This window comes from Tsukamurella sp. II2bb, assembly GCF_057815145.1.
Map to the genome: position 1 here is coordinate 123,046 of NZ_JBYPZI010000008.1, position 21,786 is coordinate 144,831.

A 21,786-nucleotide genomic window follows, 5' to 3' on the forward strand; every position below is an offset into this window, starting at 1 on the left:
GGTGCGGTGCGCCTCACCGACTTCCGCGAACTGCTCTACGCCGAGTTCGGCACCCTGCGGGGCGATACCCTGATGCGCGATCACCGGCTCGGCGACTTCGGTGTCACCGGTGATGAGGCCATCGAGTCCGGTGTCGACCCGCGGGACGTCTGGCGGGCTCTGTGTTCCGAGTTCGACGTCCCCCGGTCTCGCTGGTAGCCGGGCCCGGTCATGCCGGGGTCGGCCCCGGCGACCACAGGCCGGACCGGGTGATCTCCGTCCGAACCAGCTGTGCCGGCGGCGCGTCGACGTACGGCACGTAGCGCTCCAGCGCGCCCCATTCCCGGCCCCAGTCGTGGTTCAGGTAGGTCGGCACCGTCTGCGCCTGGGCGAGCAGCAGTGCCCAGCCCAGCGGCCCGCCGGCGCTGCCGCCCTGCCAGGTGGTGGTGGCCGCGGCCGCGAGGTCGCGTTCGGGCAGGATCCGCCACTTCGGCAGCTCCGCCACGCCGCCGTTCTCGCGCCACTGCCGCTGGCAGGGGAAGCCGATGCCGGCACCCCAGTCGACCAGCGTCGGATCGTCACCGAGCAACTGCTGCAGGGTCTCGAGCTTCGGGGCGCGCGGCGGCGTGTACGCGACCCAGGTGCTCTCCGACGGTGCCGTGATCGTCGCTCGCACGCGCACGGCGCTCGCCCCCGCCGGCACCGCCTCGGCGGGTACACGGAGGTTGCGCCATGCCGGCGCCGGGCCGATGTCGATCGGCGTGACCGCCCCGTTCGGGGTGATCGTGCCCTGGCCGGTGCCGAACTCGAGCTGCAGGTCGCCGGGGCCGAAGCGGCCGGCGACGCTGATCGTCAGCAGCCGGTCGATCCCGCCGGCGGGCAGGGCGTACCAGCTCGAGACGGCCCGCGCGGAGTGCTGCGGGCCCGTCTGCCGACTGCCGACCACCGGCACCCGCGCCGGGTCGAGACCGAAGGGCAGGGCGGCGGTGGAGCCGTTGACACCGGGGACCTCGAGCGTGCCGCCGCCGGTGCCTCCCGTGTTCGACGGGGTGTTGTCGGCGTCACCCGTGCGCACCAGGTCGGCGGCGCCGCGCGAGGACGACGTGAGGCTGCCGGCGATGCCGTTGGGGGTGAAGTTCGCGTTCGACTCCCCGACGAGCGGATCGCGTGCGGCGCCGATCGGGGTGAGCACGCCGGCGTTCGCGTCCCGTTCGACGAGGACCTCGTCGGCCATGCCGCAGGGGTGGCCGGCGAGCGAGCGCAGGTTCTGCTGTCCGTAAGAGTAGGCGGGTCGCTGGATCAGGATCGACGCGACGTTCGTGGCACCGATCATCGCGATGATCAGCGTCGCGACCAGGGTGATCGGCGTGGCGAAGCCGGGGAGCCGGCGCGCGATGGACGGGATCCGCGGCGCCCACCCGGTCACGTGCACCACGAGCGCCGCGAGCAGCAGCACGACGGTGATCGCGCCGAAGACGGTCGCGATCTTCACGCCCGCCACGGTCGGCTCGGCGCCGCCCCAGGGGATCCCGAAGTTGCCGGGGTAGAACCAGCCGTTGGTGCTCTCGAAGGCGAGCGTCGCGCAGCCGGCGACCGCGGCGAGTGCGAGGAGCCGGAACTGCGGGCGCCGGATGGTGCGCGGCCCCACGGCCACGACCGCGATCGCCGCGACCATCGCGCCGAGCGTGGCGAAGGCGCCGAAATGGTGGGTCCACTTCGTCGGGTTGAAGGCCATGACCATGAGGGAGACGCCGATCGCGGCGACCACGCGACGTGCCGGCCCGGTCGCGATTCCGGGGATCCGGCGGCGCCACAGCAGCAGCGTCGCCACGATCGCGGCCCCGAGGAAGAGCGCGAGCATCGCGAACCGCCGGGCGACCGAGCCGTTCGGGTTCTGCTGGAAGAGGGCCTCGTACCGGATGATCTCGCGGTGCCAGGCCTCGCTCGGCCCGACGTCGCCGAGCAGCTTCGTCGACTGCAGCATCTCGACGAGGCCGTGGTCGGCGAAGACGAGGAAGAGCACGGACGCGCCGGCCGCCGCGAGCGTGAGGAGCGTGGCGGCGTAGCCGTTGGCCCGGACGTGCGCGATCACCGCCCGCCACAGCGGCGCGGCCGCGACCAGGAAGACCACGAAGGCGAAGCTGCCCGTCGGTGCCGCGGAGAGCGTGAGGCCCGCCACGACGAGCCCGACCGCCGCGGGCGCGAGACGCCGGGTCGCGATGGTGCGCTCCACGAGGCACCAGGTGACGACGGTGCCGACCGCCACGATCGGCTCGGGCCGCAGACCGGGGTTGTAGGTGAGCCAGAACAGGGTGAACACCGCCGCCATCGCCCACAGCGCCCGCGCGTAGTCCCGCGGCGCGCGCCGACGGCTCAGCCCGAGGCGCGGCAGCACCTCGCGGGAGAGCAGGAACCAGGCGAGGATGCCGGAGAGCAGTGCAGGCAGGCGCAGCCAGGGGCTCGCGACACTGAGGTCGGCCATCCACGAGACCACGTAGAAGGGCATGCCGAAGGGTGCGTAGGGCGCGTCGTAGTACCGGAAGACCTCCGGCATGTATCCGGAGGACGGCGCGGCCTTGATCATCCCCAGGATGTAGCCGTCGTCCGAGGTGGGCGCCCCGACGATGTGCCAGGCCAGCAGGCTGCCGACGACGGCGGCGTCCGCCAGGCTCAGGTGCAGCCAGCGCCGGGGCAGGAGGGCGCCCTTGCGCCGCCCGTCGGCACGGTCCAGCAGTGCCAGCGCGAGCAGGGAGACGAGCACGCAGGCCGTCCCGACGAGGATCGCGATCCCCTTGAGCACCGAGGGCGACGAGGTGTACCGCGAGTCGACCGCGATCGTCACCTTCGGTGCGGGACCCCGGAGGTCCGCCGGCAGGTCGGAGTAGACACCCACCACCTGCGGGCGCAGGTCCCGGCGCACGTCGCCCTCGCCGGCGATGCCGGTGGCGGTCGCGAAGGCGTGGTCGGCGTCGATCGCGATCCGCAGCTCCCCGCAGCGCGCCAGCTCGGCGCGGGGCACGGCGTACACCAGCTCGCCGCGCGAGCGGACCGTCAGCGCATCCCCGTCGACGGTGACGTACAGTCCGGCCGTGCGCGCCCGGTCCCCGGCGGGCGGGGGCGTCGTGGCGGCGAGCACCGTCTGCCTGTCCGACGGTGCCGCCGCGGCGACCGTGCACGGGACGGTGGCTTCGACATCGAGCGGCTTGTACATCGTGAGCGGGGCGGTGACCGGGGCCAGCGAACCGGACTGCGGCCAGTCGATCGTCACGGCGGTCTGCTTGATCGGCAGCAGCGGCGTCGCCAGCGCGAGCACCAGGCCGAGCAGGCCGGCGACGACGGCGACGATCCGGGCGATTCGGAGTTCCACGATCACCGAGGGTATCGGCCCGGTCCGGCAGGTCCGGACGGCGCGCGGCGCGTCGTCCGAGACGGCCGTGAAATGTGCCGCGCCGGCGGCTATGCTGTGACCACCGACACAGCCCGCGCCGGTTCCGCCACCCCTGGAGCAGCGCACGAGAGAAAGCACGGTGGTTTCAGTGACCCTTGACGCCAATTCGGATCTTCACCAGGGCCGGCACGATGCGGATCCCCGCGGCGGGCGGCCCGCCGCGATCGAATCCTTCTCCCTGGACGATCGGTACACGCGCGAAGAGGGCACGGTCTACCTGACGGGCATTCAGGCCCTGGTGCGCATGGTCCGCGACCGGGCGCGCCTCGATCGCCGGCAGAACCTCTCGACGGGCTCGTTCATCTCCGGTTACGAGGGCTCGCCGCTCGCGGGCTACGACCTGGAGATCGCCAAGCGCACGAAGTACCTCAAGGACTTCGACATCGTGCACCGGCCCGGCCTCAACGAGGAGCTGGCCGCCACGTCGGTGATGGGCTCGCAGATCGCCGCCCAGGTCGCGCACCTCGACCGCGGGCTCGACGGCGTGACCGGCTACTGGTACGGCAAGGCCCCCGGCCTCGACCGCGCGACGGACGCGCTGCGGCACGCCAACATGATCGGCACCCATCCCACGGGCGGCGCCGTGGCCCTCGTCGGGGACGACCCGGGGGCCAAGAGTTCGACGGTGCCGTGCGCCTCGGAGATGGCGCTGGCCGATCTCTACATGCCGATCCTCTACCCGGCCGATTCGCAGGACATCCTCGACCTCGGCGTGCACGCCGCGATCATGTCGCGCGTCTCCGGCCTGTGGACCTCGCTGAAGATCTCGGCCCACGTGGCGGACGGCGCCTCCACCGCCGACGTGCACCCCGACCGGATCCTGCCGGTCTACGGCGATCTCGGCACCAGCCCGCACGTCCCGTCGGGCCGGCTGCTCGGCGCCAAGCTGATGGAGCTCGAGCAGAACCAGCTCACCATCCGCATGCCGCGCGCCACGGAGTACGCCCGGATCAACCGGCTCAACCGGATCACGGTGCGCTCCGGCGACGACCGGATCGGCATCGTCTGCGCGGGCAAGACCTACCTCGACGTGCGCGAGTCGCTGCGGCTGATCGGCATCGAGGACGCAGACCTGAACGGCCTCGGCATCCGGATCCTCAAGATGGGCATGGTCTACCCGTTCGAGCGGCAGATCCTGCACGAGTTCATCGACGGGCTCGACGAGGTGATCGTGGTCGAGGAGAAGCGCGACTTCCTCGAGACGATGATGCGCGACATCCTGTTCCGGCACCCGGGGGCGCCGAACATCGTCGGCAAGACCAACGAGGACGGCTCCACGCTGTTCTCCCGCTTCGGTGAGCTCGACGTGGACTCGGTCTCCCGCGGTCTCGCCTCCCGGTTGGCCCGCGTGCACCAGGTCGCCGCCGCGAAGGACTGGCTGGACCGCAAGGCGCAGGTGCGCACCCGGATCGAGTTGCCGCTCGCCGCGCGCAGCCCGTACTTCTGCTCGGGTTGCCCGCACAACACGTCCACGAAGGTCGCCGACGACACACTGGTCGGCGCCGGCATCGGCTGCCACGCCATGGTGCTGCTCATGGACCCGCAGCAGGTCGGCGACGTCACCGGCGTCAGCCAGATGGGCGGCGAGGGCGCGCAGTGGATCGGCATGGCCCCGTTCGTCACCGAGAAGCACTTCGTGCAGAACATCGGCGACGGCACGTTCATGCACTCGGGTTCGCTCGCGCTGCGCCAGTCGGTGGCCTCGGGCGAGCGGATCACCTACAAGCTGCTCTTCAACGGCACCGTCGCGATGACGGGCGGCCAGGATCCGGTCGGCGAGATGACGCTCCCGCAGATCTGCACCCTGCTGCTCGCCGAGCGCGTGACCAAGGTGGTGGTGACCTCCGACGATCCCAAGCGCACGAAGGCGCTCGGCCTGCCGAAGGGCGTCGAGGTCCGCGACCGCGCGGACACGCTCGACGTGCAGCGGGAGCTGGCCGAGGTGCCCGGAGTCACCGTGCTGGTGCACGATCAGCACTGCGCCGCGGAGAAGCGCCGCAAGCGCAAGCGCGGCAAGTACCCCGTGCCGAACCAGCGCGTGGTCATCAACGAGCGCATCTGTGAGGGCTGCGGCGACTGCGGCCAGAAGAGCAACTGCCTGTCGGTGCACCCCGTCGAGACGGAGTTCGGCCGCAAGACCCGCATCGACCAGAGTTCCTGCAACCTCGACTTCTCCTGCCTCAAGGGCGACTGCCCGTCGTTCGTGACGGTCACGCCGGGCGAGGTCGGCAGGGTTCGCAAGTCCGTGCCGGACATCACGGCCGAGTCGGTCCCGCAGCCGAAGAAGGCGCGGCGCGAGGCCGACGGCATGGCCATCCGGGTGACCGGTATCGGCGGCACCGGCGTGGTCACCGTCTCGCAGATCCTGGCGACGGCCACCGTGCTCGACGGTCACTCGGCGCGCACCGTCGACATGACCGGCATGGCCCAGAAGGGCGGCGCCGTGGTCTCGGACATCAAGGTCTCGGCCGGCTACGTCGACCAGGCCGCGAAGGTCGCCTCGGGGGATTGCGACGTCTACCTGTCCTGCGACAGCCTCGTCGGCGTCGACCCGGCGAATCTCAAGGTGGCCTCGCCCGAGCGCACCACGTCCATCGTCTCGACCACCGAGGTGCCCACGGGACAGATGGTGATCGACACCTCGGTGGGCTACCCCGATGCACGGAGCATCCACGAGGCGATCGACCGGGCCTCGCTGCGTACCGTCTACCTGGATCCGGGCGAGCTGACGCTGCAGCTCTTCGGGGACGAGCAGTACGCCAACATGCTCATGGTCGGTGCCGCGTTCCAGACCGGTGCGCTGCCGATCAGTTCCACGTCGATCGAGCGGGCCATCGAACTCAACGGCGTGGCCGTCGAGAAGAACCTGCAGGCGTTCCGCCGCGGCCGCCAGTCGGTCTCGGATCCCGCCGGCGTCAAGGCCGCGATCGACGCGCTGCACCCGGTGCCCGGGCCTGCGCCGGTCAGCGCGTTCGCCAAGGGCCTCGTCGCCCGGCTCGACGGTGCCTCGCCCGAGCTGGCGCGGCAGGTCGGCATCCGCGTCGACGAGCTCGTCGCCTACCAGGACGCCGCCTACGCGCAGCGCTACCTCGACGATGTGGCCCGGGTTCACCGCGCCGAGAAGTCATGGGGTTCGGAGGATCTCACGGCTGCCGTCGCGCACAACCTGCACAAGCTCATGGCCTACAAGGACGAGTACGAGGTCGCGCGGCTGACCCAGGACGCCGGCTTCGCGGCGCAGGTGGCCGACGAGTTCGGCGCCGACGCGAAGAAGGCGATCCGCCTGCACCCGCCGACGCTGCGTGAGATGGGCCTGAAGAACAAGCTCGCGCTGGGCGAGTGGGTCAACCCGGGGATGAAGACGCTGGCGCGGATGAAGCGCCTGCGCGGCACCAGGCTCGACCTGTTCGGCATGACCGGGATGCGCCGCATGGAGCGCTCGCTCATCGCCGAGTACCGGGCGCTGGTGGGCCTGATGATCGCCGCCGCGGAGGGCGGCCGGGTGACGGAGGAGCAGCGCGAGCAGGTGGTCGCGCTGGCCGAGCTGCCGGACATGGTCCGCGGCTACGAGTCCGTCAAGGAGGGCAACGTGGAGAAGTACCGCGCCGCGGTGCAGGCGCAGTTGGAGAAGCTGGGCTGGTAGACCCCGTCCCGGGTTCGACGGTGGCCGTCCCTCACTCGGAGGGGCGGCCACCGCGTGGTGTGAGTTGCCCGCAGGCCATGGCGACGAGCGCGAGGGCGAAGCCGGCGAGCTGGAGCGGGCTGAGCGCCTCGCCCGCGACCAGGGCGCCGATCGCGGCCGCGACCAGGGGAGACAGCAGTCCCAGCAGCGCGGTGGCGGTCACGGGGAGCCGGCGGATCGCGGCGAACCACACCGAGTACGCGAGCAGCGCCCCGGCGAGCCCGAGCCAGGCGTAGCCGAGGACGGCGGCACCGTCGATGCCCGACGGGATGCCGTCGACGACGAGGGCCGGCACCAGCAGGACCAGCCCGCCGGCGGTCAGCTGCCATCCGGCCAGGCCCACCGCCGAGACGCCCTCGGGTCGGCCCCACTTCTTCGTGAGCACGACGCCGGTGCCCATCGACACCGCCCCGCCGAGCCCGGCAAGCACGCCGACGGGATCGAGCGCGGCACTCGGTCCCAGGACGACCATCGCCACCGCGGCCACGCCGACCAGGCCCCACCCCACCCGCCACAGCGAGAGCCGCTCGCCGAGGATCCCCACGGCGAGAACGGCCACGACCACCGGCTGAGTGGCGCCCAGCGTGGCGGCGACGCCGCCCGGCAGGTGCTGCGCGGCGATGAACAGCAGGGGGAAGAACGCCCCGAGGTTCAGCGTGCCGAGGACCAGGCTCTTGAACCACCACGCCCCGTGCGGCAGCCTACGGGCGATGAGCAGCGCGACGAGACCCGCGGGGAGCGCACGCATCAGGGCCGCGAAGAACGGATGGCCCTCCGGGAGGAGCCGGGTGGTCACGATGTAGGTCGTGCCCCAGACGATCGGGGCGAGGGCGGCGAGCGAGGTCCAGGCGATGCGCTGGGCGTCCATTGCGGACCCGTCCGCGGGCGAGCCCGCAGCTGAGGGACGAGCGGGGGTGGTGGTCATGGAATCATCGTGCGCGCCGCCGATGAATGAGTCCAAGACATGTTTTTCATCGCATCCATGCTCTGAGATCATCGATCTATGGAGCTGCAGCAGATGCGGTACGTGGTCGCGATCGCCGAGGAGGGGAGTTTCACCCGGGCGGCGCAGCGCTGCTTCGTGGTGCAGTCGGCGCTGAGCCACCGGATCAAGGCCCTCGAGCGGGAACTCGGCGTCGAGCTGTTCGCCCGCACCAGCCGCCGCGTCGAGCTCACGGCCGCGGGCGAGGCGTTCCTCGTCGCCGCCCGCGCGAGCCTCGAGGCGGCGGATCGCGCCGTCGCCGAGGCGGTCTCCGCGACCGGGCGGATCCACGGCACCGTCACCCTCGGCCTCATCCCGACGGTGACCGCCGTCGACGTCCCCGCAGCACTGCGGACGTTCCGGGCGCTGCACCCGCAGGTGCGGATCCGGATGCGGGGCGGTGGCAGCGACGACTTCCTCGCCGCGATCGCCCAGCGCGAGATGGACATCGCCGTGCTCGGCCTGCCCGGCGACACCCCGCCCCGGGGCGTCGCCTCACGGACGCTGGTCCGCGCGCGCCACGTCGCCGTCGTGGGGGCGGGGCACCGTCTGGCCGCCCGACGGCGCCTGCGGCTGGAGGACCTCGCCGACGAGACCTTCGTCGACTTCCCGGCGGCGACGCCGGGCCGGGCCCAGTCCGACCTCGCCTACGCCGCGGCGGGATTGCGGCGGGAGGTGATGTTCGAGGCGATGGACGTTCCGATGATCCTCGAGCTGATCCGGCAGGGGCTCGCCGTCGCGCTGCTCCCGCCCGGCGTCGTGCCCGACGGTGCCGGCACGGGCCTGCGCACGATCCCTGTCACCGGCGGGCCGGTGCGGACAGAGTACCTGGCCTGGAGCGCGTTCAACCCGAGCCCCGCGGCGTCCGCGCTCCTGCAGCACCTCGGCGGGTGACGACGGTGCCGGCCGGCTCCTACCGCCTGCCCCGGCGGTAGGGATCGGGGACGCCGGTGGTGTAGAGCATCTCGTGCTGGTCGGACCCGGAGACCACGGGCAGGCGGCCGAGCTTGCGCTCGACCTGGTGGCCCTGGTGCGCCAGCGGCACCGTCGTCCGGCTGTGCCGCGCGATGCGCACCGGGGTGCCGCGGACGTACACCTCGAGGGCGTCCGCCTCGCCGTCGGTGATCTCGAAGGCGATCTCGTCGCGCGTCAGGGTCACCGTCAGCCGGGTGTCGCGGAGGCGGATCCGCCAGGTGAGCGACTCCCAGTCGGCGGGAAGACGCGGGTCGAAGGAGATGTCGCCGCCGTTGTCGCGCATGCCGCCGAAGCCGTAGACGAGGCTGTTCCAGACGCCGCCCGCGGACGCGACGTGCACCCCGTCGGAGGCGTTGCGGTGCAGGTCGGCCATGTCCACGAACAGGCTCGCGAGGAAGTAGTCCCGGGCCAGATCGAGGTAGCCGACCTCCGCGGCGATGATCGACTGGACCACGGCCGAGAGCGACGAGTCGCCGGTGGTGATCGGGTCGTAGTACTCGAAGTCGGCGAGCTTCTCCTCGGCGGTGAACTCGTCGTTCTGCAGGAACAGCGCGGCCACGACGTCGGCCTGCTTGAGCACCTGGAACCGGTAGATCACCAGCGGGTGGTAGTGCAGCAGCAGGGGGTGCTTGTCGGGGGGCGTGGCCGCGAGATCCCATACCTCGCGCTCGAGGAAGTGCTGGTCCTGCGGGTGCACCTTGAGTCGCGGGTCGTACGGGATGTAGATGCCGCGGGCGATGTGCGCCCACTCCTCGACCTCCTCGGGGAGCAGGTCCAGCCGGTCGACCATCCGCTGGTAGGCCTGCGGATCGTGGTCGGCGATGTACCGGGTCCAGTACGCGGCGTCGCGGAGGTTCGCCTTCGCCATGACGTTGGTGAACAGGTTGTTGTTGACGACGGTCGTGTACTCGTCGGGGCCGGTCACACCGTGGATGTGGTACTGGCTCTCGCCGCCGTTGCCGCTGTGCAGCCAGAATCCGAGATCGGCCCACATGCGCGCCGTCTCGACCAGGACGTCGATGCCCTCGTGCACCATGAAGTCCACGTCACCCGACGCGTGGACGTACTTGACCAGGGCGTACGTGACGTCGGCGTCGATGTGGTACTGCGCGGTGCCGGCGGCGTAGTAGGCGGACGCCTCCTCGCCGTTGATGGTGCGCCACGGGTACAGAGCGCCGCGCTGCGCGAGGTCGCGCGCCCGCTGGCGGGCCGTCGGGAGCATCTGGTAGCGGAAGCGCATGAGGCCGCGGGCGGCGTGCGGAGCGGTGTACGTGAGGAAGGGCATCACGTAGATCTCGCTGTCCCAGAAGAAGTGGCCCTCGTAGCCGGACCCCGTCACGCCCTTCGCGGGAACGCCGCCCTGGCCGACCCGCGCGGTCGCCTGCGCCAGCTGGAAGAGGTTCCACCGGATCGCCTGCTGCACGGCGGGCTGCCCGGTCACCTCGACGTCGGAATCGGCCCAGAACTTCTCGAGCCAGGCGCGCTGTTCGGTGAAGGCCGACTCGACGCCGTGGTCGCGCAGCCGGGTCAGGGTCCGGTCGCAGCGGTCGATCAGCTCGCGGACGGGGACCCCGCGCGACGTGTGGTAGGCGACCGCCTTCGTGATGCGGATGGGGACGCCCTCGCGCGCGACGATGCGGTAGATCTTCTTCGCCCGGTCCGGTTCCGCGCGGTCGAGTTCCTCGTAGGAGTTCTCGGTCTCGATGGTGTGATCGACGGCCACCGCGAGCGTCATGCCCGACGACGCCGTCCGGTAGCCCAGGACGATCCGGTCGTGGTCCGCCGAGTGCTCCTGCGGCTCGAGCACGCGCTCGGAGAAGTCGCTGGCCCTGCGCGGGTCCACGCCCTCGCCCATCGCGGCCGCGCGCACGTAGTACTCGTCGCGCCCGTCCTGCCGGTTGAGCACCTGCGAGGAGATCGCGATCGGCGCGTCGCCCGAGAGCATCGTCACTTCGAAGGTCATGACCGCCAGGTGACGCTGCGTCAGGGAGACCATCCGGCGGCTGGTCACCCGGACCTTCTTCCCCGACGGGGTGCGCCAGATCAGGTCCCGCGTGAGGACGCCGTCGGCGAAGTCCAGCGTGCGGCTGTAGGTCTCGAGGTCGGCCACCGACAGCAGCAGCGGCTCGTCGTCGATGTAGAGCTTGATGGTCTTGGCGTCCGGGACGTTGACGATGGTCTGCCCCACCCGGGCGAATCCGAACGCCTCCTCGGCGTGCCGGATGGGCCAGGTCTCGTGGAAGCCGTTGATGTACGTGCCGTGCGCGTGGGTCTCGCGCCCCTCCTCGACGTTGCCGCGCATGCCCAGGTAGCCGTTACCGACGGCGAAGACCGTTTCGGTGACCCCGAGGTCGTCGGGGCTGTACCAGTCCTCGGTCAGCCGCCACTCGTCGACGGGAAAGCGGGTGCGGTCGAGAGCAGTGGTCGCGTCGACCGGGTTCTGCGTAGTCACTGCACGAGGTTAACCGCTTCCGGGCCGCATCGAGCGGTTCCGCGGTGTCCGTCAGATCATCTGCTCGAGATCGGTCACCACGATGTCGGCCCCGGCGGCCTCGAGGGCGTCGGCACCCACCCCGCGGTCGACGCCCACGACCAGCCCGAAGTCACCGGCCCGGCCGGCCGCCACCCCCGACGTGGCGTCCTCGAGGACCACGGCGCGGTCCTTCGGGACGCCCAGCCGCTCGGCCGCCGCGAGGAAGGTGTCGGGTGCGGGCTTGCCCGGCAGGCCCTCGCGGGCCGCCAGCGCGCCGTCGATCACGATGGTGAACCGGTCCGCCAGTCCCGCGGCGGCGAGCACCGCGGGGGCGTTGCGCGACGAGGAGACCACGGCGACCCCGGTGCCCCGCTCGGCGAGCGCGTCGAGCAGGCGGACCGAGCCCGGGTAGGCCTGGACGCCGTCCGTGCTGAGGATGCGGGTGAACTCCGCGTTCTTCCGGTTGCCGAGTCCGCAGACGGTCTCGGCGTCCGGGGAGTCGTCCGGCGTGCCCTCGGCCAGCGTGATGCCCCGGGCAGCGAGGAACGAGCGCACCCCGTCGTACCGGGGCTTGCCGTCGACGTAGGCGAAGTAGTCCGCGTCGGTGTACTTCTCGGCGATGCCCCGGGCGGCGAGGTAGTCGTTGAACAGCCGGTCCCAGGCCCGCATGTGCACGTCGGCGGTGGGGGTGAGGACCCCGTCGAGGTCGAAGAGTGCGGCGTCGTAATCGTTCCAGTCCACGGACGCCAGACTAGGGCAGCGCGGCGGCGCGCGGGCGATGTCGCGCAGGCATCGGGGGAGCGCGGGCCCCGGATCGACCGTTGCGGCGTGTCGCGCGTTCGATACCCGTTTCGAACGCAGGTTCGCCTATAGTCGACGGTGTTCGACGTGAAAGTGAGCCGGTGAGAGCGCGCCCGACCGCGGGTGCGAAAACTTGTCAGTGGGTCCCTCTAGCGTCCGTAGCAACAGTAGAACCCAGCGCCGGCGGCTCTTCCCAGTCCCGGCCTTCAAGGACGGAGAGTCCCATGGCACCTGCACCCGCGGATCGCGATAAGGCCCTCGAGCTGGCGCTCGCACAGATCGACAAGAACTACGGCAAGGGCTCGGTCATGCGCCTCGGGGACGAGGTGCGCCAGCCCATCGCGGTGATCCCCACCGGCTCCATCGCGCTGGACGTGGCGCTCGGCATCGGCGGCCTCCCGCGTGGCCGCGTCATCGAGATCTACGGCCCGGAGTCCTCGGGTAAGACCACGGTGGCGCTGCACGCCGTCGCGGAGGCGCAGGCCAACGGCGGCATCGCCGCGTTCATCGACGCGGAGCACGCGCTCGATCCCGATTACGCCGCCAAGCTGGGTGTCGATACCGATGCGCTGCTCGTCTCCCAGCCGGATACGGGCGAGCAGGCGCTGGAGATCGCGGACATGCTGATCCGTTCCGGCGCTCTCGACATCATCGTCATCGACTCGGTGGCCGCGCTGGTCCCCAAGGCCGAGATCGAGGGCGAGATGGGCGATAGCCACGTCGGCCTGCAGGCCCGCCTCATGAGCCAGGCGCTCCGCAAGATGACGGGCGCGCTCAACAACTCGGGCACCACCGCCATCTTCATCAACCAGCTGCGCGAGAAGATCGGCGTCATGTTCGGCTCGCCCGAGACCACCACGGGCGGTAAGGCGCTGAAGTTCTACTCGTCGGTCCGTCTGGACGTGCGGCGTATCGAGACCCTCAAGGACGGCTCGGACGCCGTCGGCAACCGCACCCGGGTGAAGGTCGTCAAGAACAAGGTCTCGCCGCCCTTCAAGCAGGCCGAGTTCGACATCATCTACGGCCAGGGCATCAGCCGCGAGGGCTCCATCATCGACATGGGCGTGGCCGAGGGCTTCATCCGCAAGTCCGGCTCCTGGTACACCTACGACGGTGACCAGCTGGGCCAGGGCAAGGAGAACGCCCGCAAGTACCTGCTCGAGAATCCGGACGTCCGCGACGAGATCGAGAAGCGGATCAAGGAGAAGCTCGGCGTGGGGGCCGATGTGACGGCGGACGCCGACGAGATCGCCCCGGCGCCCGTCGACTTCTAGTCCGCGATGGCCGACTACGCGGACGACGAGGTCGTCTCGCGGAGTCGTCGGCGTGGCCGCCGGCCGCGCGACGGTGACGCGGAACCTCAGCAGCAGGTCGAGCAGGATCCGGCGAAGCGCGAAGCGCTGGCCCGGGACCTGATCTACCGCGCGCTCGGCATGCGGGATCATTCGCGTGCCGAGCTGCGGGCCAAGCTCGCCAGGCGCGGCTTCGACGAGGAGCTCACCGAGCGGATGCTCGACAAGTTCGTCGCCGCCGGCCTCATCGACGATGCCGCATTCGCGCAGCGCTGGGTCCAGTCCCGGCACGAGTTCTCGGGCCGGGGCCGGCGCGCCCTGGCGCAGGAGCTGCGGACGAAGGGCGTAGGGGAGTCGGAGGCCGCCGCAGCTCTCGACACGGTCAGTCGCGAGGACGAACGCGACCGTGCCGTCGAGCTGGTCGAGCGCAAGCTCGCCCGCGTGGAGATCCCGGAGGACCGCACGGAGCGCGACAAGCTCACGAAGCGGCTCGTCGGGATGCTGGGTCGCCGCGGCTACCACCCGTCGCTCGCCCTGTCCGTCGTCCTCGACGCCGTACGTGCGAAGACGGAGCACCACTAGGTATCGTCGGTGACATGACTGCCGGAACGGCCTCGGGCCACACACGGACGGGCGATCCGGCGAACGGTTGACGGCGCGGTCTCCGCCGTTCGGAAATCAGGCGCTCATACCCCGATTCCGAACCCGAAGGAGATTCCATGCCCGCACGCTTCAACCACACCATCATCGCGGCGAACGATCGCGCCGCATCCGCTGCGTTCTATCGCGACCTGCTCGAGGCGAGCGACGCCCCGTCCTGGGGACCGTTCACCAACCTGCTCATCGACGGCGGAGTTCTGCTCCAGTTCGCGGAACCTCCCGTGGACGAGATCCAGATGCAGCACTACGCGTTCCTCGTGGACGACGACCACTTCGACCGCGCGTACGCGCTGATCTGCGATCGCGGGATCGATCACGCCGCGGACCCGTTCTGGGAGCGGCGCGGCGAGATCAACCACGGGCACGGAGGCCGCGGCGTCTACGTCTTCGATCCCGCCGGCCACGGCATCGAGCTGCTCACCCGCCCGTACCTGTGAGGATCACCGTGCGGTGCAGGGCGAGCCCGTCGTGGCGAGGAAGGTGAGGTCGCCGATCCGGGCGAGAGCCTCGGCCGCACCCCCGTCCCGCTCGAGGGTGCGCGTGGCCTCGGCGTCGCCGACGGCGCGACGCAGCGATTTCTCCCACTCGCCGGTCTCGAGCATCTGCCGTAGTGCGGCGTTGACGGCGTCGCGGGCCGCGGTGTCGTCCTTCCCCAGACCGATGCCGTAGCGCTCGACGGCGAAGGGCGAGCCCGCGGTCCGCAGCTTCCCGTCGACGCACTTGTCCTTGGGCACCGTCATATCGACCAGCCGGAACGCCGACGGGCGCTGGGCGACGAATCCGGCCAGGATCACCTCGTCCGTGGTGACCGCGTCGACGCTCTTACGAGCGAGGGCGTCGACGCAGGCGGAGTAGGTGTCGAACTCCGTCAGCCGCACCCCCGGCAGCATCGCCTTCACCGCGCGCGCAGAGGTCGAGCCCGTCACCGAGCACAGGCTCCGGTCCCGCGCGAGATCGGAGACCGTACTGATCGCCGACTCGTCACGCCGCACCAGGAGGCCCTGCCGGGTCACCAGGTAGGGACCGGCGAAGCCGACCTCGCTCGCGCGGGGGCCGTCGATCGAATAGGACGCCACCACCGCGTCCACCTCGCCGTTGTCGATGAGTTGTTCGCGCTGCGAGGTCGGAGTCTCCCGCCAGGTGATCTTCGGCTCGGCCTTGCCGCGGGCCGCGGCCACCGTCCGCACCACGTACCGGGCCACGTCCGCGTCGAACCCGGAGAGATCACCGTCGGGCCCGCGCAGCCCGAGCCCGGGCTGATCGACCTTGACACCGATGAGGACGGCACCGTCGTCGATCGACCGCAGCAGGTTCCGCGGCGACGGCCCCGAGCACGCGCAGAGCGCGGCCGTGAGCACCGTGATCAGTGCCAGGGCCGCGCCCGCGCGGGACGAGGGGAACACGGCGGTCAGTCGCCGTAGTCCTGCCGCAGATCCTTGTGTTTCGGGTCCGGGCGGGTCGTCTCCAGCACCTCCTTGGTCATCAGCCCGGGCTCGGGAAGCGGTTGCGGAGCGTCGATGATCAGCTTCTTCTTGCGGCCCTCGCGCAGGTTCTTCTCGATGTTCGATGCCAGCGCCGACAGGCCGAAGTTGATCAGGATCATGATGACGGCCACCACGATGAGCGAGGGGATCACGTTGCCCCACTCGTTGCCCGCCTGGATGCCGGACTTCACGACCTCGATGTAGCCGATCTGGTAGCCCAGGGCGCTGTCCTTGAGCGCGATCACCATCTGCGAGATCAGGGCGGGCAGCATCGCGGCCACGGCCTGCGGGAGGAGGATCAGGCGCATGGTCTGCGACTTGCGCAGGCCCAGGGCCTTGGCCGCCTCGAACTGGCCGTTCGGCAGCGAGTTGATGCCGGAGCGCAGGATCTCCGCGATCACCGAGCCGTTGTACAGGGTGAGGCCGAAGACCACCGCGAAGAAGGCGATGTAGTCCGAGGTGAACACCTTGTAGACGCCGAAGACGATGTACAGGAAGTAGATCAGGATCAGCACGGGGATCGCACGGAAGAACTCGACGATCGCGCCCGTCGCCCAGCGCACCGAGCGGTGGTCGGACAGGCGACCGATGCCGAGGAGGGCGCCCATGATCATCGCGAGGACGATCGAGGCCAATGCGGCCTTGAAGGTGCCCCACAGGCCCGGGAGGATGTACGTCCCCCAGTAGTTCTTGTCGACGAAGGGCTCGAGCTTCTCCTGATCGAACTGGCCGTTGCCGGCGAATGCCGTGATCACGCAGGCGAACAGGGCCACCAGCACCACGATGAAGGCGACGGCGATGATGTTGTTGCGCACCCGGGCCTTGGGACCCGGCGCGTCGTAGAGGACGGTCGAGGTGGACTTGCTGCTCATCGCTTCACCGCCAGTCGCTTGGCGAAGTAGCCGAAGACGGCTCCCTCGAGGAGTGTGATCACCATGAAGCACGCCGCGAAGACGATGAAGATCGGGATCAGCTGGTCGCTGTGCAATTCGAGCTGTTCCTTCATCAGCAGGGCCGCCTCACCGACGCCGATGATCGACGCGATCGTGGTGTTCTTCGTCAGCGCGATGAGCACGCTGCCCATCGGCGCGATCACCGCGCGGCCGGCCTGCGGCAGCACGATGAGCTTGAAGACCTGCATGAACGACAGGCCCAGCGAGCGCGCCGCCTCGGCCTGGCCCAGCGGCACGGTGTTGAAGCCCGACCGCAGCGTCTCGCAGACGAAGGTGGCCGTGTAGGCGACGAAGCCGACCACCGCGAGCCAGAAGTTGTTGTTCGCGGTGAAGTTCGCGTTGTTCGCGGCCAGGGCGAAGCCCATGTTCTGGTAGAGGCCGAGCGAGAGGAACAGGATGATCAGCGTCAGCGGCGTGTTGCGGACGATGTTGACGTACGAGGTGCCGAACACCCGCATCGCCGGCACGGGGGAGACGCGCATGCCCGCGAGGACCGTGCCCCAGATCGTCGCACCGATCGCGGAGAAGAAGGTGAGCTTGATGGTCACCCAGAACGCCGGCCACAGCTGTGGCCCGAGGTCTTGCCACATACTCACGCACCTGCCTTCGCGCACCACGTCTGCGGATCGGTCTGCGGCACCGTCACCGTCTTATTGTCCGGCCCCTTCAACGGGATCGCCTTCGGGAGCAACCACGTCTGGTCCCCGGGGAGCGCCACGAGGGTGGCCTTCGGCTTACCGCCGTCGACGGGGCGTCCCTGGTCGATCATGGTGGTGGCGTAGTCGCCGAGGTTCGTGCGCAGCGCCTGGAAGAGCGCGTTGTCGGGGTGGGCGTAGGTCAGCCCGGTGAACTTCGCGACCACGTCCGACGGAACCACGCAGGTGGGCGAGGCGGGGGCCGCCTCGGCGTCGTACGTCGCCGCGCCCGCGTCGCCGAGCATCATCTGCCGCAGCGCGCGATTCGCCTCACGGAGCGAGGCGCTGTCCTTCTTCCGGATGCCGATGCCGTACCGCTCCACCGAGAACGGATCGCCCTTCTTCTTCTCCGTACCGTTCGGCAGCGTGGTGTCCTTCGGGTAGTTCATGGGCACGATGTCGAATTCACCGGGGTACTTCGCCTGGAAGCCGGCGAGGATCGTCGCGTCGGTGGTCAGCGCGTCGATCACGCCGCGGCGCACGCCCTCGACGCACGAGGCGTAGCCGTCGTACTGCTGCAGCTGCACGTTCGGCAGAGCCGCCTTGACGTTGATCGCCGACGACGAGCCCGACACCGAGCACAGCCTGCGGCCCGAGTTGAGATCCTCGAGGTTCCGGATCGGGTTCGCGCTCTTCTTGCTGACCAGCAGCGCCTGGTAGGTGGTCAGGTACGGTCCGGCGAAGTCGACCTTCTTGAGGCGGGCGGCGGTGATCGAGTAGGTGGCCGCGATCATGTCGACCTCGCCGTTCTCGATCATGCGCTCGCGCAACGCGGACGGGGTCTCCTTCCACGTGATCTTCGGCTCGGCCCAGCCGTTGTTCTTGGCGATCTGCTTGACCACGAACTCGGAGACGTCCACGTCCGAGCCGCTGTGCGACTTGTCCGGGTTGCGGTTGGCGAGGCCCGGCTGATCGTATTTCGTGCCGAGGACGACGCTGCCGTTCCGGATCGAATCGAGCAGGCTGCGCGGGGTGTCCGTACCGCACGCGGAGAGCAGGGGGACGGTGACCACGGTGGCGGCCAGCGCGGCGAAGAGGCCGCGCCACCGCCGGGTTCGGGTGCTCTGCGGTGACGTCATCAGTGCCCCAGGATCTTGCCGAGGAAGTCCTTGGCGCGGTTCGATTTCGGTGCGGTGAAGAAGGACTCGGGATCGGTGTCCTCGACGACCTCACCGTCCGCCAAGAAGAGGATGCGGTCGGCGGCCTTGCGGGCGAAGCCCATCTCGTGGGTCACACAGACCATCGTCATGCCGTCCTTGGCGAGGCCGACCATCACGTCGAGCACCTCGTTGACCATCTCCGGGTCGAGCGCCGAGGTCGGCTCGTCGAAGAGCATGACCTTGGGATCCATGGCGAGAGCGCGGGCGATGGCGACGCGCTGCTGCTGCCCACCGGAGAGCTGCGCCGGGTACTTGTCCTTCTGGGCGACGATGCCCACCCGGTCGAGCAGCTCGAGCGCGCGCTTCTCGGCCTCGGCCTTGTTCTTCTTGCGCACCTTGATCGGACCGAGGGTCACGTTGTCGAGGATGGTCTTGTGCGCGAAGAGGTTGAACGATTGGAAGACCATGCCGACCTCGGCGCGCAGGTTCGCGAGCCCGCGCCCCTCCTCGGGCAGCAGGGCACCGTCGATCTTGATCGAACCCGAGTCGATGGGCTCGAGCCGGTTGATCGTGCGGCACAGGGTCGACTTGCCCGAGCCCGAGGGGCCGAGCATCACGACGACCTGTCCCTTGGGGACGGTGAGGTTGATGTTCTTGAGCACATGGAGGTCGCCGAAGTGCTTCTCCACTGCATCGATCTCGATCATCGGAGCGGCACCTGTGGGCTCGTTCACGGGACTGGTCATTATCCGAGCCTAGGAGTTCCTGCGTTTCGCCCGCGTTAACTCGGGCGGATTGGTACCGGAAATCTGTGAAGTCACCGCGAGTGTGCCCGTCTCGGTCGGTGTCATACTGGCGGCATGGTCGTCACCGCGGAGCAGCAGTTGGCCCTTGAGCGCGAGATACTTCCGCTCGGAGGCGAACGACTCGTGCCGCGGGAGGTCGTCGCGCGGGACGACTCGGACCCCGACGGTGACGCTGTCCTGGTGTCCGTCCGGCTCGAAGCCGACGACGCGGACGACGGGTGGGATCGGGAAGAGTTCTGGCGGATCCGTGTCGCGGCGCGAAGGATCGCCGATGCGGTGTTCGGGGCGAGTGGTCAGGTGCGTGTCGTCTACGAGCCGTACCGCACTGCGGACGACGCACCACCGGTCGCCGATGGCGGCAAGCACTGATGGCGCGGCGCTTCATCCAGAGCGAGGAGTTGCTGACGCTCGCGGATGAACTGGCGGGCCGCGATGACGGTCGAGGCAGACCCCGGACGGTCGCGCTGCGCCGGTCGACGAGCACGGCCTACTACGCGGTGTTCCACAGGCTGACGCAGCACACAGTGCAGAGACTTCTCGGAGACGGCCGCTGGACCGACACGCATGCGGCTGTTGCGCGGTGGATGACGCACACCGATCTCGCGGCGCTTGCCAAGGCAGCGACGGGTGTCGGTGGGGGCGGGGCGCTCGGAATCGCGTTGGGCGTAGTGGATGAGCGGCTCGGGCGGGTGGGGCAGCTGTTCGTGGATCTCCAGGATCGGCGTCATCAGGCCGACTACGACGACCTGTTCGAGATCGACAAGGCGTCCGCACTGACGTCCGTGGACGATGCGCGCCAGGCCGTCGCCCTCGCCGACGCGCTGTACTCCGAGAAGGAGGGCAGTTATCAGCGGTTCCTCGGACTTGCGGTCGGTGGAGCCAAGATCGCCAAGAGGCGATAGAGATCGCGGCGATTTGCATACCCTCGATACCCTGGTGAGGTGATCGAAGCCGCCCCTACCGTCCGAACGTACGAGGTCCGCACCTACGGGTGTCAGATGAACGTGCACGATTCCGAGCGTCTCTCGGGTCTGCTCGAGGACGCCGGCTACGTGCGTGCGGACGGCGGCGAGCAGGCGGATCTGGTGGTCTTCAACACCTGCGCGGTCCGGGAGAACGCCGACAACAAGCTCTACGGCAACCTCAGTCACCTCGCGCCGGTGAAGAAGGAGCGGCCGGGCATGCAGATCGCCGTCGGCGGCTGCCTCGCGCAGAAGGACCGCGGCACCGTCGTCAAGAAGGCGCCGTGGGTCGACGTCGTCTTCGGCACCCACAACATCGGATCGCTCCCGGCCCTGCTCGAGCGCGCGCGGCACAACCGCAAGGCCGAGGTCGAGATCAAGGAGGCGCTCGACGCCTTCCCGTCGACGCTGCCCGCCCGCCGGGAGAGCGCCTACGCGGGATGGGTCTCCATCTCGGTCGGCTGCAACAACACCTGCACCTTCTGCATCGTGCCGAGCCTGCGCGGCAAGGAGGTCGACCGCCGGCCGGGCGACATCCTCGCCGAGGTGCAGGCCCTCGTCGACCAGGGCGTCTCGGAGGTCACGCTGCTCGGCCAGAACGTCAACGCCTACGGCGTGAACTTCGCCGATCCCGAGCTGCCGCGGGACCGGGGCGCCTTCGCCGACCTGTTGCGCGCGTGCGGTCGGATCGAGGGCCTCGAGCGGGTGCGGTTCACCAGCCCGCACCCGGCGGAGTTCACCGACGACGTCATCGACGCCATGGCGGAGACCCCGAACATCTGCCCGCAGCTGCACATGCCCCTGCAGTCGGGCTCCGACCGGGTGCTCAAGGAGATGCGCCGCAGTTACCGCAGCGCCAAGTTCCTGGGCATCCTCGATCGCGTCCGTGCGAAGATCCCGCACGCCGCGATCACCACCGACATCATCGTCGGCTTCCCGGGCGAGACCGAGGAGGACTTCCAGGCCACCCTCGACGTGGTCGAGAAGGCGCGGTTCTCCAGCGCCTTCACCTTCCAGTACTCGATCCGGCCCGGCACGCCCGCGGCGGACCTGCCGGAGCAGCTGCCGAAGAAGGTCGTGCAGGAGCGGTACGACCGGCTCATCGCCCTGCAGGAGCGGATCACGCTCGAGGAGAACCAGAAGCAGGTCGGGCGCACCGTCGAACTGCTCGTCGCGCTCGGCGAGGGCCGCAAGGACGCCGAGACCAAGCGCATGTCGGGCCGCGCGCGCGACGGCCGGCTCGTGCACTTCGCCGGCGGCGATGGCATCCGGCCCGGCGACGTCGTCGAGGTGGAGATCACCGGCGCCGCGCCGCACCATCTCGTCGCCGACGGTGGCGTCCTCCGCCACCGCAGGACTCGCGCGGGCGACAACGTCGAGGCGTCGATCACGCCGGTCACGGCTCCCGTCGGGGTGGGCCTGGGCCTGCCGCCCGTGGGGCGCCCGGAGGCGGCCTCCGCACCCGCGCCGACGGGGTGCTCGACCTGCTGACCG

The 21,786-nt window shown here is 70.0% G+C and carries 18 protein-coding genes; 9 read left to right on the forward strand and 9 right to left on the reverse strand.

Going from position 1 to position 21,786, the window contains the following annotated elements; translation table 11 throughout:
- Positions 1 to 6: 6 nt before the first annotated feature.
- A complete protein-coding gene (locus AC21LY_RS17905; RefSeq protein ID WP_489047914.1) occupies positions 7 to 198 on the forward strand; it encodes a DUF3046 domain-containing protein in 192 nt (63 codons plus the stop codon).
- A 10-nt stretch (positions 199 to 208) separates the two neighbouring features.
- Here AC21LY_RS17905 and AC21LY_RS17910 read toward each other — a convergent pair whose 3' ends face one another.
- A complete protein-coding gene (locus AC21LY_RS17910) occupies positions 209 to 3,346 on the reverse strand; it encodes an arabinosyltransferase domain-containing protein (protein ID WP_489047915.1) in 3,138 nt (1,045 codons plus the stop codon).
- 169 nt (positions 3,347 to 3,515) lie between these two features.
- Here AC21LY_RS17910 and AC21LY_RS17915 point away from each other — a divergent pair, with 169 nt between their 5' ends.
- Positions 3,516 to 7,070, forward strand: coding sequence for an indolepyruvate ferredoxin oxidoreductase family protein (locus tag AC21LY_RS17915; RefSeq protein ID WP_489047916.1), 3,555 nt, complete (start codon positions 3,516 to 3,518; stop codon positions 7,068 to 7,070).
- A gap of 31 nt (positions 7,071 to 7,101) precedes the next feature.
- Here AC21LY_RS17915 and AC21LY_RS17920 read toward each other — a convergent pair whose 3' ends face one another.
- Complete coding sequence (locus tag AC21LY_RS17920; RefSeq protein WP_489047917.1) at positions 7,102 to 8,034, reverse strand: EamA family transporter; 933 nt, start codon at positions 8,032 to 8,034, stop codon at positions 7,102 to 7,104.
- 78 nt (positions 8,035 to 8,112) lie between these two features.
- Between AC21LY_RS17920 and AC21LY_RS17925 the strand changes: the two genes are divergently transcribed.
- Positions 8,113 to 8,985, forward strand: coding sequence for a LysR family transcriptional regulator (locus tag AC21LY_RS17925; protein WP_489047918.1), 873 nt, complete (start codon positions 8,113 to 8,115; stop codon positions 8,983 to 8,985).
- Between the two features lie 19 nt (positions 8,986 to 9,004).
- Here AC21LY_RS17925 and AC21LY_RS17930 read toward each other — a convergent pair whose 3' ends face one another.
- On the reverse strand, positions 9,005 to 11,518 hold the full coding sequence (locus AC21LY_RS17930; protein WP_489047919.1) for a glycoside hydrolase family 65 protein: 2,514 nt from the start codon (positions 11,516 to 11,518) through the stop codon (positions 9,005 to 9,007).
- Positions 11,519 to 11,569: 51 nt separating this feature from the next.
- Positions 11,570 to 12,280: an HAD family hydrolase gene (locus AC21LY_RS17935; RefSeq protein ID WP_489047920.1), complete on the reverse strand. Its 711-nt coding sequence runs from the start codon at positions 12,278 to 12,280 to the stop codon at positions 11,570 to 11,572.
- A 284-nt stretch (positions 12,281 to 12,564) separates the two neighbouring features.
- Here AC21LY_RS17935 and recA point away from each other — a divergent pair, with 284 nt between their 5' ends.
- The 3 genes from recA (at position 12,565) to AC21LY_RS17950 (ending at position 14,729) form a co-directional block, all read left to right on the forward strand.
- Positions 12,565 to 13,614, forward strand: coding sequence for a recombinase RecA (gene recA, locus AC21LY_RS17940; RefSeq protein WP_489047921.1), 1,050 nt, complete (start codon positions 12,565 to 12,567; stop codon positions 13,612 to 13,614).
- A gap of 6 nt (positions 13,615 to 13,620) precedes the next feature.
- Positions 13,621 to 14,214 (forward strand): regulatory protein RecX, encoded by a 594-nt coding sequence (locus AC21LY_RS17945; RefSeq protein ID WP_489047922.1) that lies wholly within the window; start codon positions 13,621 to 13,623, stop codon positions 14,212 to 14,214.
- A gap of 137 nt (positions 14,215 to 14,351) precedes the next feature.
- A complete protein-coding gene (locus AC21LY_RS17950) occupies positions 14,352 to 14,729 on the forward strand; it encodes a VOC family protein (protein ID WP_489047923.1) in 378 nt (125 codons plus the stop codon).
- Between the two features lie 3 nt (positions 14,730 to 14,732).
- On the opposite strand, the gene AC21LY_RS17955 is transcribed toward AC21LY_RS17950, so the two are convergent.
- Genes AC21LY_RS17955 through AC21LY_RS17975 form a run of 5 tightly spaced genes read right to left on the reverse strand, consistent with a single transcriptional unit; the run spans position 14,733 to position 19,231 of the window.
- Positions 14,733 to 15,695 (reverse strand): glutamate ABC transporter substrate-binding protein, encoded by a 963-nt coding sequence (locus AC21LY_RS17955; RefSeq protein ID WP_489047924.1) that lies wholly within the window; start codon positions 15,693 to 15,695, stop codon positions 14,733 to 14,735.
- Between the two features lie 5 nt (positions 15,696 to 15,700).
- On the reverse strand, positions 15,701 to 16,648 hold the full coding sequence (locus AC21LY_RS17960) for an amino acid ABC transporter permease (protein WP_489047925.1): 948 nt from the start codon (positions 16,646 to 16,648) through the stop codon (positions 15,701 to 15,703).
- Positions 16,645 to 17,319, reverse strand: a complete 675-nt coding sequence (locus AC21LY_RS17965) for an amino acid ABC transporter permease (protein WP_489048040.1) — start codon at positions 17,317 to 17,319, stop codon at positions 16,645 to 16,647. The genes AC21LY_RS17960 and AC21LY_RS17965 overlap by 4 nt, the downstream gene beginning before the upstream one ends.
- A gap of 2 nt (positions 17,320 to 17,321) precedes the next feature.
- Positions 17,322 to 18,503 (reverse strand): transporter substrate-binding domain-containing protein, encoded by a 1,182-nt coding sequence (locus AC21LY_RS17970; RefSeq protein WP_489047926.1) that lies wholly within the window; start codon positions 18,501 to 18,503, stop codon positions 17,322 to 17,324.
- Positions 18,503 to 19,231: an amino acid ABC transporter ATP-binding protein gene (locus tag AC21LY_RS17975; RefSeq protein ID WP_489048041.1), complete on the reverse strand. Its 729-nt coding sequence runs from the start codon at positions 19,229 to 19,231 to the stop codon at positions 18,503 to 18,505. Before AC21LY_RS17975 ends, AC21LY_RS17970 begins: the two co-directional genes overlap by 1 nt.
- A gap of 153 nt (positions 19,232 to 19,384) precedes the next feature.
- Here AC21LY_RS17975 and AC21LY_RS17980 point away from each other — a divergent pair, with 153 nt between their 5' ends.
- From AC21LY_RS17980 to miaB, 3 genes are read left to right on the forward strand one after another with little or no spacing between them, the layout of a single operon-like run.
- The gene (locus tag AC21LY_RS17980) at positions 19,385 to 19,699 is read left to right on the forward strand and encodes a hypothetical protein (protein WP_489047927.1); all 315 of its coding nucleotides are present in this window, start codon (positions 19,385 to 19,387) and stop codon (positions 19,697 to 19,699) included.
- Positions 19,699 to 20,232, forward strand: a complete 534-nt coding sequence (locus tag AC21LY_RS17985; protein ID WP_489047928.1) for a hypothetical protein — start codon at positions 19,699 to 19,701, stop codon at positions 20,230 to 20,232. The genes AC21LY_RS17980 and AC21LY_RS17985 overlap by 1 nt, the downstream gene beginning before the upstream one ends.
- Before the next feature lie 39 nt (positions 20,233 to 20,271).
- Positions 20,272 to 21,783: a tRNA (N6-isopentenyl adenosine(37)-C2)-methylthiotransferase MiaB gene (gene miaB, locus AC21LY_RS17990; RefSeq protein ID WP_489047929.1), complete on the forward strand. Its 1,512-nt coding sequence runs from the start codon at positions 20,272 to 20,274 to the stop codon at positions 21,781 to 21,783.
- The last annotated feature ends 3 nt before the right edge of the window (positions 21,784 to 21,786 follow it).